At 40.7% G+C, this 19,865-nt stretch carries 18 protein-coding genes; 5 read left to right on the top strand and 13 right to left on the bottom strand.

Annotation, left to right across the window (positions count from 1 at the left end; genetic code table 11):
• Position 1 precedes the first annotated feature (1 nt).
• Entirely contained in the window at positions 2–328 is a 327-nt protein-coding gene (locus B9Y69_RS12000; protein WP_085473209.1) for a nucleotide pyrophosphohydrolase, read from the top strand.
• Between the two features lie 127 nt (positions 329–455).
• Here B9Y69_RS12000 and B9Y69_RS12005 read toward each other — a convergent pair whose 3' ends face one another.
• From B9Y69_RS12005 to B9Y69_RS12020, 4 genes are all read right to left on the bottom strand, one after another.
• On the bottom strand, positions 456–1,961 hold the full coding sequence (locus B9Y69_RS12005; protein WP_085473210.1) for a lipopolysaccharide biosynthesis protein: 1,506 nt from the start codon (positions 1,959–1,961) through the stop codon (positions 456–458).
• A gap of 10 nt (positions 1,962–1,971) precedes the next feature.
• Entirely contained in the window at positions 1,972–2,250 is a 279-nt protein-coding gene (locus tag B9Y69_RS12010; RefSeq protein WP_085473211.1) for an acylphosphatase, read from the bottom strand.
• Between the two features lie 40 nt (positions 2,251–2,290).
• Complete coding sequence (locus tag B9Y69_RS12015) at positions 2,291–3,457, bottom strand: amidohydrolase family protein (RefSeq protein ID WP_085473212.1); 1,167 nt, start codon at positions 3,455–3,457, stop codon at positions 2,291–2,293.
• Between the two features lie 62 nt (positions 3,458–3,519).
• Positions 3,520–4,284 (bottom strand): endonuclease/exonuclease/phosphatase family protein, encoded by a 765-nt coding sequence (locus B9Y69_RS12020; RefSeq protein WP_085473213.1) that lies wholly within the window; start codon positions 4,282–4,284, stop codon positions 3,520–3,522.
• A gap of 147 nt (positions 4,285–4,431) precedes the next feature.
• Between B9Y69_RS12020 and ggt the strand changes: the two genes are divergently transcribed.
• Complete coding sequence (gene ggt / locus B9Y69_RS12025; protein WP_085473388.1) at positions 4,432–6,126, top strand: gamma-glutamyltransferase; 1,695 nt, start codon at positions 4,432–4,434, stop codon at positions 6,124–6,126.
• A 38-nt stretch (positions 6,127–6,164) separates the two neighbouring features.
• Here ggt and B9Y69_RS12030 read toward each other — a convergent pair whose 3' ends face one another.
• Complete coding sequence (locus tag B9Y69_RS12030) at positions 6,165–7,484, bottom strand: DNA recombination protein RmuC (RefSeq protein ID WP_085473214.1); 1,320 nt, start codon at positions 7,482–7,484, stop codon at positions 6,165–6,167.
• 119 nt (positions 7,485–7,603) lie between these two features.
• Positions 7,604–8,791 (bottom strand): formimidoylglutamase, encoded by a 1,188-nt coding sequence (locus B9Y69_RS12035; protein ID WP_085473215.1) that lies wholly within the window; start codon positions 8,789–8,791, stop codon positions 7,604–7,606.
• Between the two features lie 124 nt (positions 8,792–8,915).
• On the opposite strand from B9Y69_RS12035, the gene B9Y69_RS12040 reads away from it, so the two are divergent.
• Both B9Y69_RS12040 and B9Y69_RS12045 read left to right on the top strand, forming a co-directional pair.
• Positions 8,916–9,881, top strand: a complete 966-nt coding sequence (locus tag B9Y69_RS12040; protein WP_085473216.1) for an SDR family NAD(P)-dependent oxidoreductase — start codon at positions 8,916–8,918, stop codon at positions 9,879–9,881.
• Between the two features lie 28 nt (positions 9,882–9,909).
• Complete coding sequence (locus tag B9Y69_RS12045; RefSeq protein WP_085473217.1) at positions 9,910–11,205, top strand: HAD-IB family phosphatase; 1,296 nt, start codon at positions 9,910–9,912, stop codon at positions 11,203–11,205.
• 258 nt (positions 11,206–11,463) lie between these two features.
• Here B9Y69_RS12045 and B9Y69_RS12050 read toward each other — a convergent pair whose 3' ends face one another.
• The 7 genes from B9Y69_RS12050 to B9Y69_RS12080 form a co-directional block, all read right to left on the bottom strand.
• Positions 11,464–12,015, bottom strand: a complete 552-nt coding sequence (locus tag B9Y69_RS12050) for a 5-formyltetrahydrofolate cyclo-ligase (RefSeq protein WP_085473389.1) — start codon at positions 12,013–12,015, stop codon at positions 11,464–11,466.
• A gap of 164 nt (positions 12,016–12,179) precedes the next feature.
• Positions 12,180–12,740, bottom strand: a complete 561-nt coding sequence (efp, locus tag B9Y69_RS12055; RefSeq protein WP_085473218.1) for an elongation factor P — start codon at positions 12,738–12,740, stop codon at positions 12,180–12,182.
• 138 nt (positions 12,741–12,878) lie between these two features.
• Positions 12,879–13,502 (bottom strand): ABC transporter ATP-binding protein, encoded by a 624-nt coding sequence (locus B9Y69_RS12060; protein WP_085473219.1) that lies wholly within the window; start codon positions 13,500–13,502, stop codon positions 12,879–12,881.
• Positions 13,503–13,516: 14 nt separating this feature from the next.
• Entirely contained in the window at positions 13,517–14,314 is a 798-nt protein-coding gene (lpxA, locus tag B9Y69_RS12065; protein WP_085473220.1) for an acyl-ACP--UDP-N-acetylglucosamine O-acyltransferase, read from the bottom strand.
• A 5-nt stretch (positions 14,315–14,319) separates the two neighbouring features.
• On the bottom strand, positions 14,320–15,714 hold the full coding sequence (locus tag B9Y69_RS12070) for a bifunctional UDP-3-O-[3-hydroxymyristoyl] N-acetylglucosamine deacetylase/3-hydroxyacyl-ACP dehydratase (RefSeq protein WP_200811799.1): 1,395 nt from the start codon (positions 15,712–15,714) through the stop codon (positions 14,320–14,322).
• Positions 15,715–15,738: 24 nt separating this feature from the next.
• Positions 15,739–16,782, bottom strand: a complete 1,044-nt coding sequence (gene lpxD, locus B9Y69_RS12075) for a UDP-3-O-(3-hydroxymyristoyl)glucosamine N-acyltransferase (protein ID WP_085473222.1) — start codon at positions 16,780–16,782, stop codon at positions 15,739–15,741.
• A 43-nt stretch (positions 16,783–16,825) separates the two neighbouring features.
• Complete coding sequence (locus B9Y69_RS12080) at positions 16,826–18,070, bottom strand: HD domain-containing protein (protein ID WP_085473223.1); 1,245 nt, start codon at positions 18,068–18,070, stop codon at positions 16,826–16,828.
• Positions 18,071–18,310: 240 nt separating this feature from the next.
• On the opposite strand from B9Y69_RS12080, the gene porX reads away from it, so the two are divergent.
• The gene (gene porX / locus B9Y69_RS12085) at positions 18,311–19,864 is read left to right on the top strand and encodes a T9SS response regulator signal transducer PorX (RefSeq protein ID WP_085473224.1); all 1,554 of its coding nucleotides are present in this window, start codon (positions 18,311–18,313) and stop codon (positions 19,862–19,864) included.
• The last annotated feature ends 1 nt before the right edge of the window (position 19,865 follow it).

Raw genomic sequence — 19,865 nt, forward strand, 5'->3', positions numbered from 1 at the left:
GATGACAATTAAAGAAGCACAAGAAGTAATAGATAAATGGATTACGACGACAGGAGTTCGCTATTTCAATGAACTGACCAACACAGCCATGTTAATGGAAGAAGTGGGTGAAGTCGCACGTATAATGGCACGCCAGTACGGCGAACAATCGTTTAAAAAGTCGGATAAAGAGGTCAATCTAGCAGATGAGATGGCCGATGTTCTTTTCGTACTGATGTGTCTAGCGAATCAAACAGGTATCGACCTAACCGACGCATTAGAAAAGAACTTAGAGAAGAAATCTATACGGGACGCCGATAGACATAAAAACAATGAAAAATTAAAATAAAAAATTACAATTGAAGCCTTATTAAAAGCAATCCGTAATTACGAATCTAAAGGACGAGGGTGTAGGTCTATTGAATCACACGAACAGCCTGAGCTGGAACGACCTATTGCATAATGCGATGAAAGCATTACCCTCGCTTCAACAACCCTAATAACACAACTCTTTCATTGTACAAAACAACGGCACAATACACGAACAACAACGCGTTACCGCTCCAGAAGTTGCGCGCAAAGAAGACATAATTTATCGCGACCAAAGCACCTCCTAGAGCGAGGTAACCGACAGTTTTTCCGACCTTATAAGGAATCGGGTAATTGCGCTGTCCCCAAAAGTAAGATAAAAATACCATAACCGTATATGCTATTGATGTCACAAGAATAGCACCGACGTAACTGTATTTCGGGATCAGCACATAGCAGAGAACTATAGTCACCAATGCACCCATCCCCGATATATACAGACCATATTTCGTTTGATCTGAAAGCTTATACCACACCGATAAATTCATATAGATCCCGAGCAAGACATAGTTAAACAAGATAATTGGAATATAATCCAAGCCCGACCAATACCTAGCTACTTGCTCTGCATTGCCCCCTTTAATAAAGTACTTCAGCCATTCTATGTTCATAGAGAGCCCCACCATTACAAGAACCATTGCGATAACGAAATACTCCATTATCAGGGCATATACTTTTTTGGCGTTTTCGTTCTTTGCATAAGAGAAGAAAAACGGCTCGGCTCCCAACCGGAAAGCCTGCACAAAGATGCTGAGAAACATAGCTATTTTCGATATAGCACCGTAAATCCCAAGTTCTCGTTCCCCTACATTCCCAGGGAGTAGGCTTGGCAACAAGATCTTGTCCAGATGCTCATTGACGATAAAAGACACATTCGCTATAAAAATTGGCAAGCTATAGGAGAACATACTGTTTAGCAACTTCTTGTCTACTCGAAAACTAAACCCGCGTATCTGAGGCCATAACATCAGCAAGGTTACAGCACTTGCAATAAGATTAGACAAAAACACATAGCCCAACCACATGCCCTTGTACCACGTAAAAAAGCCTTCAAGAGAGGGGAATGTCCGAATCAACCAAGGTATAAAAACCATGAAAGACAGCGTAAAACAAACAAAAACACATATATTGATTGTCTTTAGTAAGGCATATCTAACAGGGCGGTTTTCAGAACGAAGCTTTGCGAACGGAACAACAGCTAAAGCATCTATAGCTAATATCAGCCCCATAAAGCAAATATATTGCTTATAATCAGCAACCGATTGGAGTCCGTTAGCAGCAAACCACTCCGACGCAGGTGATATCACGGAAAAAAGTACGAAAAGAAATACAAGGCTTGTAAAAATGGTAACAATAAAACTATTGTTAAAAACCTTCATCTTATCCTTTTCATCCACTTTTTGGAGGTAGCGGAAGTAGGTTGTCTCCATCCCAAAGGCTAGAAACGTATTGATTAGCGCCGACCATGAGTACATATTCGTAAAAATACCGTATATGCCCGTATCGAGCTTACGCACTAAAATCGGCGTCAGGATAAAATTCAGTAACCGAGAAACAATGGTAGACAGCCCGTAAATAGCTGTATCGTTCAGAAATCGTTTAACAACAGACATCCTTCACTCCTTATTTTAGCTTCTTGCGAACCACAAAGTCTTTGAATCCCTGTATTTCACCTTCAGTAGACGTTACATTTTCTACCTCTGCACGCTCTGGGCCCTCATCACAGAACTCCAACAACGAAGACAAGGCAAAATCATCTCCCTCAGCCGCTATATACACAGACCCGTCGGGTTGGTTAAGCGCAAAACCCTTTACGCCCAATTGATCGGCAACTGCTTTTACGGTAGCACGGAAATAAACTCCTTGCACCTTTCCTGTGACCACAATATCGAGATGTTTCATGGGGAGCAAACTTACCTAAATTTGTATAAAAAGCGAAAAACTAAACCAGACGACGTAAGGTAACAGAATCGACTAAATGTAAGTCTTCCATTCCTTCCAATAGTACCAATCCTGGACGCTTACCCACCTCGATAGATCCTAATTGTGCATCCAATCCCAAAGCTTTCGCCCCATTAATCGTCGCCCACTTTAACAATTGCAGAAAATCAATCTGGCTCACTTCTGCAGCGATGGCCTTCAATTCTTCCAGAATATTCAATGTATCATTGGATGCCAAACTATCCGTACCAATTACTATCCGATCGTTGCTTGGGATAAAATTCAATATCTTAGGTAATTTTCCCTCAATATAAAGGTTTGCTTTAGGACACAAACAATAATACACGTCCCGTCCTTGTCGCTGGACAAAATCGATATCTTTTAGCGAAGTGAACGTATTATGCACTAAAATTAATCTGTTGGACACCGGGGTATATGGCAAATACGATTGTATAGAGTTTCTAGCTTGCGCTTTAAAACTATCCGCATTCATGCCCATTTTTTCGTAAAACTTCAAGAAACCACCTGACTTATATCGAAATAATTTATTCTCTTCGTCACTTTCTTGGTTATGAATACTAAGGATATTGTCTGTCCCTACAACCTTACGAAAAGTCTTAAATAGCTCTTTCGAACATGAATAGGGTGCATGTGGTGTAATAGAAGCATTTGGTTCGAAGAAAAATTCAATATCACGAGCTCGATCAATTCGATTTTGCACTTCCTCTTTCACCAATCCCATAACCTCAACAAACGTGTGATATATGATTTTACTCTTTTTCTTTACTTGGACCGAATGGTCCGTATTCACATGATCGCCAACTGCTTGAATTCCGTTTTCATACATCATATGGTCGGCTTCAGCAATCTTATCCAAAATAACCTCTTGCGATTCCTCACGCATGGTCATCACTTCAGATAAAAACACAGGGAGTCCCATATTCCTTTTCGTCTTCCCTAGCATATGCGATAATTCGATATGGCAATGTGCATTCACAAAACCAGGAATTAGTACTCCTGCATAAAATTCCACCTCTACACCGTCAAGGTGAGGATCCCCCTCCTCATAAATTGCAATAATCGTCCCAGTATCGTCAAGAGCGACTACACCATTCCGAATAAGGGAACCAACTACGGGAGCAACCGTGCTTGCCGAAATATATCTCATTAACTTTCCTGCTATAAAATTGTATAAAAATAAAAAAAATTGACGGAAAACAAATAAATATACTATTGTGTAATATTCAACTCCGCAAATAAAGGTAAATGATCGGAACCGTAAGGCTCATTGAGAACACGATAATCGATCCATGAAAACTTGCTATGTTTCCCTACCATGATATAATCAATTTCAGTCCTAGGCTTTGTATTCGGAAACGTTGCTCCATTCTGTTTGGTATTACGAACAAAGAAATGTTCTAATAGTTGAATCGGTTCAGTTTCTGGCTCCGCATTCAAATCCCCAACCAAGATGAGCGGACGACTGTACCAATCACCTAATTCATTGATATACTTAGCTTGTTCTACTTTATTTTTCGCTTTCAGATCCAGGTGTGTATTTGCAAAAGAAATCTGCTTACCATTAGGCAATTCGACATCTACGATAGCTAAAGATCTATTTTCACTTGGCTCCACCATAGGCAAATCGTAACGTCGTTTTCCCACTATTTTATGCTTGCTCAAGATAAGTGTTCCGTATTCTCCTTTCTCTAAATCTATCCCTTTAGAAAAAAAATAATACATTCCCGTAAGTTCCGCTAACACTTTGGCCTGATCGATATTATTGGAGCGCGAAACATTCACATCAACCTCTTGTATACCCACCAGGTCTGCACCCGAAGCAACAATAATCTGCGCTATTTTTTCAAGATCAATCTTCCCAGGAATCTCGGGCGGATTTCCATGATGAATGTTATAGGATAAAACCTTAATGCGTTGCGCGTGTAATGCTCCCACACAGAGCAACAAGATTACGATAGTAAAGAACCTCTTCATACCTCCTAAATTAAGAACTTATATTGAAAAATAAGCAGATGATCGCTTGTATAGATTTGTTTATATTTATACACCGTAAAAGGAATCCTGAGATAATATGTGTTTCAACGCCTTTTTAAGAATAAAAACATCAAAAAAACCGAAAAAATGAAATTTATCACCACTACTCTGGCTTTTTTCTTTTTCATAATTTCTGGAAATACGCCACTAATAGGACAAGTAAATGTTCCAGCAAAAGAATTTCAGCAGGCGGCTGTTATCACGGCACATCCTTTAGCGTCGAATATAGGAGTCAATATCCTACAAAAAGGTGGCAACGCCGTCGATGCAGCAATTGCTGTTCAGTTTGCTTTAGCAGTTGTTTATCCTAACGCTGGAAATATAGGTGGAGGCGGATTTATGATATACCGATCAAAAAAAGGGGATATCGCAGCGCTCGATTTTAGAGAAACAGCGCCTTCCTTGGCTAGCCGGGACATGTATCTTGATACGGAAGGGAACCCAATTGTCGACAAAAGTTTATACGGTCAACTTGCCGCTGGTATTCCGGGTACCGTAGCGGGGATGGAAGAAGCGCATAAAAAATATGGCTCCCTTTCTTGGAAGGAATTACTCGCTCCAGCAATCGAATTAGCAAAAAATGGCTTTCAAATCACGGCTATGCAGGCAAATGAATTTAATGAGTATAAAGAAAAATTTGTAAAACACAACCCCAATTGGGCAGCTATTATTAGAGAAGAAAAATGGATTCCCGGAGCTACTTTTGTTCAAAAAGAACTTGCCGCTACGTTGGCTTTAATTGCGAAAAAGGGACGCGATGGTTTCTACAAAGGAAAAACAGCGGATCACATCGTCTCTGAAATGAATCGAGGTAACGGTATTATTTCATATAAGGATCTACGCAACTACAAAGCAATATGGAGGCAACCCATTGTTGGTATGTACAAAGATTATAAAGTAATCTCGATGCCTCCGCCATCTAGCGGAGGAATTGCCGTATTAGCATTATTACAATCCGTGGAAAAGTATCCCTTAGCGCAATGGGGCTTTCAGGCAGATAGCACTGTTCGCGCGATGGTTGAAGCAGAGCGTCGTATTTATGCCGATAGAGCAACATATTTGGGAGATCCGGACTTCTACAAAGTTCCGACATCATACCTCATAGACAAACAGCTTAATCAGGAACGGATGTCTACAATCGACCTCCGACAGGCGACACCAAGTGCTGAGGTTAAAGCCACAAAATTTCCAGGATATGAATCCGAACAAACGACGCACTTTTGTATTGTTGACAAAGAAGGAAATGCTGTTTCACTAACCACAACGATCAACGGTTCTTATGGCTCTTGTGTATGGGTTGACGGCGCAGGTTTTTTATTAAACAATGAGATGGATGATTTTTCGGTCAAACCAGGCGCCCCTAATATGTATGGGCTTCTGGGGGGCAAAGCTAATGCCATCGAAGGTGGAAAAAGAATGCTGAGTGCTATGTCCCCAACAATTATTGAACGTGAGGGGCAACTAAAAATGGTCGTTGGAACGCCAGGAGGATCGACTATTATTACATCAGTCTTTCAAGCGATATTAAATGTCTTGGAATTTGGGATGGATGCGCAAGCGTCTGTCAGTGCTCCTCGATTTCACCATCAATGGCAACCCGACAGAATTGATGTAGAGCAGGGTGCCATTTCGGAACAAGTACGTACAAGTTTAGAAAAAGATGGTTACCGCATCCATAAAAGAGGTAATATAGGTCGAATGGAAAATATCATCCGCCTACCAAACGGAAAATTACAGACCGGAGCAGATCATCGTGGAGATGACTACGCAACAGGTTATTAAGTAAAAGAAGAGTCCACCTTTAAAAGTGGACTCTTCTTTTATTCATCCAAAAACTTGCCATCAATCTTCTTGTTCGCTTTAGCGCCTAAAGCTTTGAGGTTTTCAACTTTCTTGATTACATTACCCGCCCCAGTGGACAGCTTCTTCATCGCATCTTGATGCTTCTCCCCCGCCCGCTGGATATATCCTTCTACTTGTTGCATATCTTGCAAAAAACCAACGAATTTATCGTAAAGTGCACCGGCTTCCTTGGCTATTTCCTGAACATTCCGATTCTGTCGTTCTTGCACCCATACACTCGCTATTGTCCGCAAAGTCGCTAACAGAGTGGAAGGGCTAACGATAACCACCTTACGGTCCCATGCATCAGAAAACAACTCTGGTCGCTCGCGTACCGCCGCACTTAAAGCCGACTCAATCGGCATAAACAGTAAAACAAAATCCGGAGAATGGATACCGTAGAGATGATGGTAATTCTTTGCAGAGAGATCACGCACATGCCCTTCAATGGATTGCACATGTTGCTTTATTAATTGAACTTGCTCTATCTCATCTTCACTATTTACCCAACGTTCATACGCCGTCAATGATACTTTCGAATCAATAACAAGGTGCTTTTCCTCGGGCAGAAGAATAATAGCATCCGGAATTTTACGCTTATCATCCTCCCTAAAAACGGACTGCAACGTATATTCTTGGTCCTTCACTAAACCCGAACGCTCTAATACCCGATCGAGGATAATTTCGCCCCAATTTCCCTGTTTTTTATTGTCCCCTTTAAGCGCCTTACTCAGGCTATTCGCCTCATTTTTTATCAGTTGACTCTGTTGCATCAGCTGTTCCACAACACCTTTCAAAACGTGACGTTCTGCTGATTCTTGCTGATAGGTACGTTCCACCTTTTCCTCAAAAGTCTTGATCTTATCCCGTAACGGGTCTAAGATCTGACTCATATGCTGTTGATTTGTCGCTGTAAATTTTTGCGTCTTTTCATCCAATATTTTACTGGCCATATGTTGAAACTCCAACTGAAATTGTTCCCGCAGTCTCGACATTTCCAATCGTTGTTCTTGAAATTTCTCTTGCTGCGCTTGCAAATAGGCATTTGTACTCTCTAATGTACGCTCAAGACTCATACGATCCTCTCGCTCCTTTTCTAGACTATGCTCCAATTTATCATGACTAGCTGCGAGTACTTTCTCCCGTTCTTGGAATTTTGTCATTTCAAGAATTGCGGAGTTCCGTTCTTGCTCAAGTTTTACAGCGAAACTCTTTCGCACACGTTGTCCATTTTGCCATAGCAAAACCACAACCAACACCACCAACACAACAATACATGCTATAACAAATACATTCATTTTCTTCTTTTTTGTGACACGATTCGATCGACGTATCCAATATCAGATCAGGCAAAGCCTGGCGCGTCGTCCCCCTCGCAGCGCCCTGTCTAGTCGACGAACTATCAACCACCAAAACTTTACTGTAACTTCTGATGCGTTTTCCACCATAGATCCGGCATATCTCCTGCCACCGCTAACTGGTAGTCCTCATAACGACATGGCACCCAATAGTACCGTTCATTAACAGATTTAGATCCGAAATATGGCACTTGCATCCACCAACGATCCGATTTTTTGCTTTTTACAAAAACTAGTTCGTAATCATCATTTTCTAAAGTCGTGCGATAGATTATATACGCCGATTTAGGCACTAAAGGAGCATCATTTTTACGGTTGTAATACCCATCGATAAAACACCAAATCATCTGCGCAACCAAGCTAGCTGTATGCCCCATCGGGTCAAAAGTCGGGTTATATTCATACAGACCAAAGGAGGAGCACTTATCAGACATACCCGCATAACGCGCCAACTGACATGCTTCATCTCCATACAATCCATTAGGGTTGGCATTTGCATTACCCGGTGCCTCTGAAGCACGAATAGCACCAATATCAAAGCTTACCATATCGGCCGCTCGAATCAGAGGTTCTGCCTGATCTAGCTTTCCGGCCATCATACCTATCCGCATTGTACTAAAGAACAGTTTATCATACATGTTAATAGACTCCTTACTCACTAAATAAGTTTGATAAGCCATATTACTCAGATTAAACAGATAGTCCGGCTGATGTAAAATGATATGATTGAGGTATGTATTAGAGTTCAATGCCGTATTATCTGCATTGTCTTGATCCAAATCAAAACGACTGTCAATAACGGCCACTTCCACACGTTGTTCTAACCCTTCGTAGCCCATGTATTGAGCGTATGTTAAGTCTTGGCCTCCGCCAATAATAATAGGTACGATATCCTGTTTTACTAACTCCTCTACGACCGTTTTAATTGCGAAATAAGTATCTGTAAGTGACTCTCCCGCCTTGATGTTACCCAAATCGGCAATCTTGACATTATAGTCGCCTTGATACAAATTATAGAGGTACTTGCGGACTGCATTAGCTGATTTTTTTGTTCCTTCGTTATTCACAGCTCCCCGTTCCTCTTCTACCCCAATTAGCACCAATTGAGGCTTCGTTTCCGGATCTTCAAGATCAGGGAATACATCTTCATACGCTTGAATACTCTTTCCAAACTGCGAGTTGTAAAAAGCCGATCCACTAATAAAATCTTGAACTGTGATGGGCGAAAAAAAGACCGATAAAGACATAAGTTTTGCGTTGTAGATTGTAAACTTAGATAAAAAAAAAGAAACAATCACCTACCTATTGTGCAATTCTGCTTTTAATAAGCTATTTTTGAAAAGGATAAGTTTTTAAAAATAAGTTAGCATTGTGATATTAGTTACTGGCGGAACAGGTTTTTTAGGGTCTACGTTAATTCAACAGCTCATTCAGGCGGGCCAATCCGTTACGGCCACAAAACGGAACGACTCTATTGTACCTTCCGGTCTGGAGAAACATCCGTTGGTACGTTGGGTAGAGGCCGATGTTACGGACTATTTTGCTTTATCGGACTTATTTACCGACATCCAAGAGGTGTACCATTGTGCGGCTAAGATTTCCTATCACAAAGAAGACTGGGACATGATGCTGCATATCAATATTGAGGGGACCAAGCATATCGTTAACCTCTGCTTGGAGCACAACGCTCGCCTGGTACACGTCAGCTCCATCGCATCCTTAGGTAACAGCAAGAACAACGAACTAGTTGGGGAAAGTACTTTTTGGGACGAAGGTGCGCCACATTCCAAGTACTCCCTGTCGAAATACGAAAGTGAGATGGAGGTATGGCGAGGTATTGTTGAAGGACTTGATGCGGTCATTGTCAATCCCTCTGTCATTATGGGAGCCGGAACAGGAGACCGTGGTTCTGGAAAACTGTTTTCTGTGATACAAAAAGGATTACGAATCTATCCTTCTGGTAGTGTGGGTATCGTTGATGTTGAGGATGTGGCCAAAGTCATGGTTCTTTTGATGAACGATAAAAAAATCACCGGGGAACGTTTTATCTTAAACAGTGAAAACGTAAGTAATAAGCATCTACTGGAGCAAATTGCTGTTTTATTAGACAAACCTGCACCAACCATCCAAGCCAAGCCATTCATGATGAGTATTGCATGGCGTGCCGCTAAACTGGCAGCCTTATTCAGTAATAAGCAACCAACGCTTACGCGGGAAACAGCCAAAGCATCCTCCGCCAAGCTAGCCTTTTCCAATAAAAAGATCAAAGATATTATCGGATACACCTTTAAACCCGTAGATATAACTTTGAAAGAAATGAGTTTAGACTACAAATAACAAACTATAACAATCAACCTTAACCACCGTGAAAAATTATTACATCATTGATTTCGACAGTACATTTACACAAGTCGAAGCCTTAGATGAGCTAGCAAAAATATCGCTAGAAAACCATCCAGAAAGAGATAACATATACAAACAGATCGAGGATTATACCAACTTAGCAATGGATGGTAAGATCTCTTTTCGAGAAAGTTTAGCTGGCCGGGTAAAGCTTTTAAACGCGAACAAATCGCACCTAGACAAGCTCGTGAGTCAACTCAAGAAAAAAGTATCGCGTTCCTTTGAGCGGAACAAAGAGTTCTTTAAGGAAAATTCGGATACCGCTTGGATTGTCTCAGGAGGCTTTAAGGAGTTTATTACACCTGTTGTCACGCCCTATCATATCAAAAAAGAAAATATTTACGCCAATACCTTTAAATTTGACGAAGAAGGAAATATTATCGGTTACGATGAGACAAATCCTCTATCCGATGAAGGAGGTAAGGTTAAGCTGCTTAAGGAACTAAATATTGCTGGTCGTATTTTTGGCATTGGAGATGGTTACTCAGACTTCCAATTGAAGGAGTCTGGCTTAATTGAGAAATTTTTTGCCTTCACGGAGAATATTGCACGTAAAAGTGTGACCGAGAAAGCAGATCACATCACGCCAAGCTTCGACGAGTTTCTATATGTCAATGACTTACCTCGCGCAATCTCGTACCCAAAGAACCGTATCCTTTGTCTTATTATTGGAGATGTACCTGAAATCGCTGTACACATTCTCAAAAGAGATGGCTTTTCTGTGCGCATCAAAGACAATTTCGAAGAGAAATATACCAAAGACGTCGGCTTGTTGCTTGTAGCAGACGGCATTACGATTGATGATGATCAATTAGCAAGAGCCGATAAATTAAAGACAATTGGTTACCTAGGCGATGCGAAAGCGCATATCAGTAAAAAGATATGTACCGAGAAAGGAATTGTGGTTTTTGATGACAAGAAAAACAAGAAGCGGAATTCGGAATTTATTCCACGCCGTATGGCCGATTTTATTAATAATGGAGATACGTACATGAGTCGTAATTTCCCGAATTTGATCTTACCGAAGCTCACACAGGCACACCGCTTATTACATATCCACAAAAATGTACCCGGAATTATGGCGCAGATAAATAATGCCTATGCCGAAAACAATATTAATATTATCTCTCAGTTTCTGATGACCAAAGGGGACATCGGTTATGCCGTTACGGATATACACACGGCTTATGACAAGAAACTTATTAAGCAGCTGAAACAAATTGATAACACAATAAAATTCAGGATCTTATACAAATAAAAAAAACTGCATAAAGGAAATTATTTTTCATTTCAATCCTAAGAAATGAGGATTCGACTATTCTCTTATGACAAACACAATTAGACAGCCACGTCCTTGCGAGAAGCGCTTCGACGTGGCTTTTTCGTTTTGGCCGTTCTCGATTTATCGTAGAAAATCGGAGGGAGTTTTAAAATCGTGTGATTATACAAATAATAATCAGCGATCATCATATTCTGCACCAGAATAACACTGATACTGTGAGTTCCTTCCCCTTACTTAAGGCGTAATCAAAACGTCCAAGGGCACATCATATTCATTAACATCATCGATCTGTTCAACAGGAGGAAACAGCGACAAGCCAATTTTTAAACAATCCGGACGACATTTCGCAAGGAAACGATCATAGAATCCTTTTCCGTAACCTACGCGATTTCCGGCTTTGTCAGCAACAAGCAACGGAATGATAACCGCATCGATAAGCTTTTCGTCGACTGACTCTCCTTCTTGTGGCTCCAAAATACCCCATTTATTTTCGAATAATGCGCGTCTCTCCCTAAACAGATAATGTGACATACTTGAATCATCCGGGTTAGAACGGCTAACTACAATTTTAAGTGCCGGATAATGTTGTCGTAACCAATCCATAAAAGGCCACGTATCAATCTCACGCATCCGCTGTATGGGTATATATAAGTGTAGATACGCCACATCATTCCAGGAACGCTTCTTCAGCTGAGCCAATACCCGTTCGCTCCGAGAAACAAAATCATCCGCAGACATCAACTGTCGTTCTTTCTTATAGTATATACGTAATCCTGCTTTATCCATAGTCTTTAACATAGGGCACAGCCGTACCTTATCTTTATACTGAGCACCTAGTCTATTCCCACTACTTTTATACTAACGACCAACGGCTCTGTATTTTCTTCCAAAAAAAACGGCCTTGCGCTGGGAAGCTAACAAGACCGAATAATCAACCTAAACCTAATATTTTATTTAACACGTTCGATATAATCACCAGTACGTGTATCAACTTTTACTTTATCGCCCTGATTGATAAACAAAGGGACTCTAATTTCAACACCTGTCTCTACTGTTGCTACTTTAAGTGCATTTGTAGACGTATCACCTTTTACAGCAGGCTCTGAATATGTGATTTCCAACTCTACTGTTGCTGGAGCTTGCGCCATAATAGGCTCTTCGCTTTCGAATGCAATGATCACATTCATACCTTCTTTCAAGAATCGTGCCGAATCTCCGAACAGATGTTTTGGGATATTGAACTGTTCATACGTATTGTTATCCATCACAACGAAAAAGTCAGCATCATCATATAAATACTGGTAATCGTTTGTTTCCACACGCGCAATAGTTACCTCTTCGTCCGTTCTAAAACGGTATTCCACAAGTTTTCCTGTTTTTACGTTTCGCATACGCGCTTGGTAAAAAGCACGCAAGTTCCCTGGTGTACGGTGGATAAACTCCTCTACAGACACCAATTCTCCGTTAAAACGAAGTATATTTCCTGATTTTACTTCAGATGCTTTCGACATAATGAATTTTTCGTTTATTATGCAAAAATAATAAATATAGTGCGCTTTTGAAAATGAATAGTTTATTGAGCTAGAGGCATATCTTACCTCAAATAGGGAACAAGAAAACTCCCCGTAAGAAACCTGACTGGGGAAAGGTTATTTAAAATCAAGTATATGCAATTGCTCATCGCAAAAGCTATACTCTTTTTCTTGATTAGAGCCAACAAGGAGCATTCTGTTGGCATCAATTGTCTGCTGGATTAGATCTAAGTACCAGTCTTCTCCTGGACGATCTAAGTTACTCGTAGGTTCATCAAGAAGTACAATAGGCGTATCCGAACAGCACGCAAGCGCCAATTTGACCCGCTGTTTCATTCCGGAAGAAAAAAAACGAATCTCTTTATCAAGCGCTTTCTCAAGTCCCAATATGTCAATTAACCGATCGTAATTAAACCCGGTGGCATAATTTTTAAATTTAAAATGGAAGGCCAACATTTCCTGTAGTGTAAACTCTTCCAGAAGTTCCACATAAGGTGCTGCAATAGACAAATGTTCATAGATATTATCAGCCTCAACCGTCGTTTGTTCTTCGGTTTTATAGACCACCGTTCCTTCACTGGGCGAAAGACTACCAGAGACAACCTTGAGTAAGGTTGACTTACCCGATCCATTTGGACCAAGCACCGCATATTTTTTTCCAATGGAGAAGGTATAATCCAAGTGGCGAAAAATCCACTCCTTATTATACCTTCGCCCTGTGTTTTGTAAAGTTATATTCAATAAACAGCCCTTTTCTATAATGTTGACGCTTTCCCTTGATTAAACCCTTTAATTACTCCACGATTCGAATTCCGAACAAAAGATAATATCTCGTCTCGGATTTCTGTTGGGGTAAACTCTGCCTCGATCAAATCTAATGCTTTCGTTAGATTTCTATTTTGCACAAATAGAACACGGTAGATATCTTGTATTTCGGTAATCTGTTCAGCAGTGAATCCGCGTCTACGCAATCCCACCGAGTTGATACCAGCATACGCGATAGGTTCACGCGCGGCCTTAATAAATGGAGGAACATCTTTACGAACCAATGTACCACCGGTCACAAAGGCATGCGAACCAATCTGGCAAAACTGATGGACAGCCACCATACCCGCTAACACAACGTAATCACCTACCGTTATATGGCCTGCCAGCGTACTGGAATTTGAAAAAATACAGTAATCGCCGACGATACAATCGTGCGCAATATGGCTATATGCCTGAATAAGACAGTTCTTACCGACAACCGTTTTGTAACGATCTTTGGTCCCTCTATTGATAGTTACACATTCGCGGATCGTGGTATTATCACCAATCTCACATGTTGTAACCTCACCTTCAAACTTAAGATCTTGTGGCTCTCCGGAAATAACTGCTCCTGGGAAAATTCGACAATTTTTCCCAATTCGTGCTCCATTCATAATGGTCACGTTTGATCCAATCCATGTGCCCTCTCCAATCTCCACATCTTTATGGATGGTAGAAAAAGGTTCTACCACCACATTTTGGGCGATCTTAGCTTCCGGATGGATATATGATAGCGGTTGTATCATTCCTATTAATTTTTAACTTTTACGATCTGAGCCATTAACTCAGCTTCACTTACAATCTTATCTCCCACCATACCAACACCTTTCATACGTGCAATACCACGACGAATAGGCTCAATCAATTCACAGCTAAAGATAATGGTATCTCCAGGTGTTACCTGATTCTTAAAACGAGCATTTTCTATTTTTAAGAACAAGGTCAAGTAATTTTCAGGATCAGGAACCGTATTTAATACTAATATACCACCTGTCTGCGCCATAGCTTCAATCTGCAATACACCTGGAAACCACGGTGCACCCGGAAAATGTCCCATGAATAAATCTTCATTCATCGTTACATTTTTCAGACCTACAACATGTGTATCCGAAAGCTCTAAAATTTTATCAATCATCAAAAACGGTTGACGATGTGGTAAAATTTTCATGATCTGCACCGTGTCATAAACTGGCGGCGTATTTGGATCGTATACTTTAACGTTTTTCCTGTTTTTATCCTTTTTAATTTGCGCTTTTATTCGCTTAGCAAACGCAGCATTCGCAGCATGCCCTGGACGAGCAGCCATGATATGCCCTTTTAATGGACGTCCCACCAATGCCAAGTCGCCGACCATGTCCAACAATTTATGTCTTGCTGGCTCATTTTGGTAACGCAGTTGTATGTTATCTAAAATACCTTCACTTGCTACTTCTACAGACTTGTTAAACAAGGTCGAAAGCTTATCGAGTTCCTCTTTGCTAACTTCTTTATCAACGATTACAATAGCGTTAGATAAATCACCACCCTTGATTAAGTTGTTGTTCAACAAGGCTTCTAGTTCATGCAAGAAACAGAATGTTCGAGAACTTGAAATTTCCTGAATAAACTCCGTAATATTGCTGATTGACGCATGCTGACTGCCCAATACTGGTGAATTAAAGTCAATCATACACGTCAAACGGTAACCATCTAAAGGCATAGCAATAAGCTCAACCTTACGGTCTTTTTCCGCATAAGAAATGTTGTCTTTAATTTCGTAGTAATCTCGATCCGCTTCCTGCTCCACAAAGCCTACTTCCAGCAAGCGATCTACAAAAACTTTAGAGCTACCATCCAAAATTGGCACTTCAGGACCATCAATTTCAATCAAAACGTTATCAACCTGCAAACCTACTAAGGCCGCCATTAAGTGTTCGATTGTACTTACAGATGCTCCATTTTGTGAAATCGTTGTCCCTCTAGATGTATCCGTCACATTGTCCGCATCAACTGCGACTATAGGTCCTCCTTCCAGGTCAACTCTTTTGAATTTATACCAATGAAACTCTGGTGCAGGTTTTATAGTCATATTTACAGCTTGACCTGTATGCAGACCAATTCCTGAAATAGAAATTTCGGATTGTATAGTCCTTTGTTTTACATTCATATCTAACATTCTATTTTGCAATAATTAAGGCGTTTCATTTTTTAGGTCCCGTATCACGAACTCCAACTCGGAGATGCGTTTCTCTATGGAAGGTAACTTCGCATAAAACACATGGGAGCGTAAGTTGCTGCTATAGGGCAAAGACGGTGTCCCACCCCACTTTTTATTTTCTTCGACAATCGATCTATTAACGCCCGATTGTGCTTGTATCTGCGATCCAGAGGCAATCTGAATATGACCAACTAACCCCACTTGTCCACCAAGGATAACATTCTCTCCAACCTTAGTGCTTCCTGAGATACCTGTTTGCGCGGCTGCAACCGTGTTCTTTCCGATCTCCACATTATGTGCAATTTGGATAAGATTATCCAATTTCACACCTTGACGAATGACTGTTGACCCCATGGTCGCGCGATCAATAACGGTATTCGCACCAATTTCCACATCGCTTTCCAAAATCACGTTCCCAATCTGTGGCACTTTATTGTATGAGCCATCCTTCTGGGGCGCAAAACCAAAGCCATCACTACCCAAAACAACGCCTCCATGTATCACCACGCGATCCCCAATTTTGGTATCATAATAAACTTTGACTCCAGGAAAGAGAACACAATCGTCTCCTATAGTAACATTGTCACCCACAAACACTTGTGGATATATTTTTACATTATTACCAATCTTCACATCCTTACCAATATACGAAAAGGCTCCGAGATATATCCCTTCTCCTAGCTGCGCACTTTCATGCACAAATGAGGGTTCCTCCCGTCCAATTTTCTCATTTCGCAACTGATGATATATTTTCAATAACTCAGAAAAAGCAGAGTACGCATCCTTCACACGGATAAGCGTCGCACGGACTGGCTTAGCCAACTGTAAATCTTCATTTACAATAACAATAGAAGCCCCCGTATCATACAGGAAATGCTCGTACTTTGGGTTTGCCAAAAAAGACAAACACCCTTCCGTGCCCTCTTCTATTTTAGCCAGCTGACTAACAACCACTTCCGGGCTACCTTCTACCGTGCCTCCTAACAGTGTTGCGATTTGATTTGCAGTAAATTGCATCTTACAAATGTATACTTTTTCTTAATTATTTCTTATCACTTTCTTAAAGATGGCCGAATACCAATCCAACCTCTTTGGGATAGGAAATCGCATATTTTTCTACGCTCTTGGCCAAGGCCTCTAGGTTTGATAAATCCGAAGCTTCCGTAATATCTTGTACTACCCCTTGCTTATTTAATATTTTAATATTGTTTTGCTTCAGATCGTATGCGCTATTGCGCACTACCTGCGTATAAACAAAGTAATCGACTTCCTCTTCAGTCAACCTAAAATGCGCTTTAACTTTTGCACGAACCTGCTTCACCTCTTCCTCTGAGAAACTCGCATTACGCAATTCGGTACGCAACAAATTACGCTGCATCAGCTTCGTACACAACACGCGAAGGATTTTATCCTCTCCAAATGCCCATTCTTTGACGGCCGAAAGGATATCGGTATCGTCCAAACGCATAAAATTGGTCAAGTGTACCGGGTCTTCCAAAAAATTATGAATATCAACTTTATTCGTTAAGAAATGTCGTAACGCTTGCGTTGCAAATAACGACGCGCCTTGTGCACTAATTTCTTTTGCCCGTGCTAGAATCTTAATCAACATCAGCTCTGCGCCAATAACCGTTTTATGCAGGTATACCTGCCAGTACATCAACCGCCGCGCAATCAAAAATTTCTCAACCGAATAAATCCCTTTTGCCTCCACCACCAATTCATCATTGTATACATGTAGCATTTTTATGATGCGATCAAACGATATTACCCCTTCGGAAACACCCGTAAAGAAGCTATCCCGATTGAGGTAGTCCATACGGTCAGTATCCAGCTGGCTCGACACAAGCTGATGAAAGAATTTGCGCGGATACTGATCATTGAAAATCGTTATCGCCAAGGTCAGTCTACCTTCAAACTCTTCGTTCAGCTTATCCATTAACAAAGCTGATATCATTTCATGTGAAACACCCTCGATCAAGGTGTGTTCTAATGAATGTGAAAAAGGACCATGTCCAATATCATGCAACAAAATTGCTGCCAACGCTGCTTCCTCCTCTTCCGGAGAAATCTCCACATCTTTACTTTTTAATGTATCGATTGCGAGACTCATCAAATGCATCGCCCCTACCACATGTTGAAAGCGCGTATGCAAAGCACCCGGATAAACCAGGTGCGTCATACTCACTTGTTTAATGTAGCGAAGACGCTGAAGATAAGGATGCTGAACAAGATCGAAAATAAAAGCCGATGGAATTGATACAAATCCATATACGGGGTCATTAATGATCTTCTTCTTATTCAACTTTCACAGTATTTATACAAATTAATTACCTTTGGTAAAGGCGCATTTTTCGATTATAAAAGAACACACACTTTACCAAAACGAATTTAGGCGCAAAGATAAGTAGAATGAAGTTAATTAATGTTAAAAACGAGGCGAAACTTTCCTTTTTGACTATTTTAGTTTGCGGTTCAATTTCTACGCACCTCGCTTGAACCATGAACGCATAAAGCAGATACGTGCTAAACAGAACAGAATAAGATGCAAAAAACACATATACTTTGGGCCGATGATGAAATAGAATTCTTGAGACCGCATATATTGCTACTCGAGGAGCGCGGTTACCGCGTAAAGACGGTAAACAATGGCAATGACGCGGTTGATGCTTTTCAAAACGAGCCCTTTGACTTGGTTTTTTTGGATGAAAATATGCCTGGTAAAACCGGACTTGAAACTTTAGCTATCCTAAAAACTATTAACCCAAGCATTCCAACTGTTCTGGTAACAAAAAACGAGGAAGAGCATCTGATGGAAGATGCCATTGGCTCTAAAATTGACGACTATCTGATCAAACCGGTCAATCCCAAGCAAATTCTTTTGACCATCAAAAAATTCACAGAGAACAGACGTCTGGTGAGCGAAAAGACATCAATGGCCTATCAGCAAGAATTTCGTACGCTTGGCATGACCATCAACGATGATCTCGATCATCTACAATGGGTAGAAGCTTACAAAAAATTGATCTACTGGGAACTTTCTTTACAAAAACTCGAAGATGCAGGAATGCATGAAATTCTTACCATGCAGAAATCTGATGCCAATACATTGTTCTCAAAATTTATCGAGAAGAATTACATCAATTGGATACAGCAAAAAACCGAAGGCCCTATACAATCTCACCAACTATTCAAGAAGAAAGTTTTTCCGGCCTTACAAAATGACCGTCCGACATTTTTCTTTTTAATCGATAATTTACGTTATGATCAATGGAAAATGATTAATGATGTAATGACAGATTATTACCGCCTAGAGGAAGAAGACGCTTATTACAGCATCCTACCTACAGCGACGCAATATGCACGTAACGCCATCTTTAGTGGGCTTACCCCCCTAGAAATGGAAAAGCGATTTCCAAACTTGTGGCAAAATGACGAAGATGAAGGCGGAAAGAACATGCATGAGGATAAATTTCTTGCGGATCAAATAAAAAGATTGTATCGTCGTGAAATCAAACACTCGTACAACAAGATATTAACGCTAGAACAAGGTAAAGATATTGCGGATTCTATTAGCAACCTGATGCAAAATGATTTGAATGTGCTAGTCTATAATTTTGTGGATATGCTTTCGCACGCGCGGACCGATATGGCAATGATTAGAGAATTAGCTAATGATGAAGGAGCCTACCGATCACTTACACTGTCGTGGTTTGAACATTCGCCTCTTCTGGACACATTAAAATGGCTAGCCCAACGCAATGTCCGTGTGATCATCACAACAGACCATGGAACAATCCGGGTTAAAAGGCCAAGCAAGATCGTTGGAGACCGTAATACGAATACCAACCTGCGATATAAACAAGGTAAAAACCTTAACTACACCAACAAGGAAGTATTTGTCATCAAAAATCCGCATGATGCGCAATTGCCTAAACTACATGTTAGCTCTTCTTTTGTCTTCTCTAAAGATGATTACTTCTTTGTGTACCCGAACAACTATAATCACTTTGTAAATTATTACAATGGTACGTTTCAGCATGGCGGCATCTCTTTGGAGGAGATGATTATTCCGTATGCTGTTTACAGCCCAAAGTAAA

It is taken from the genome of Sphingobacterium psychroaquaticum, from assembly GCF_900177625.1.
Lineage (GTDB): Bacteria > Bacteroidota > Bacteroidia > Sphingobacteriales > Sphingobacteriaceae > Sphingobacterium > Sphingobacterium psychroaquaticum.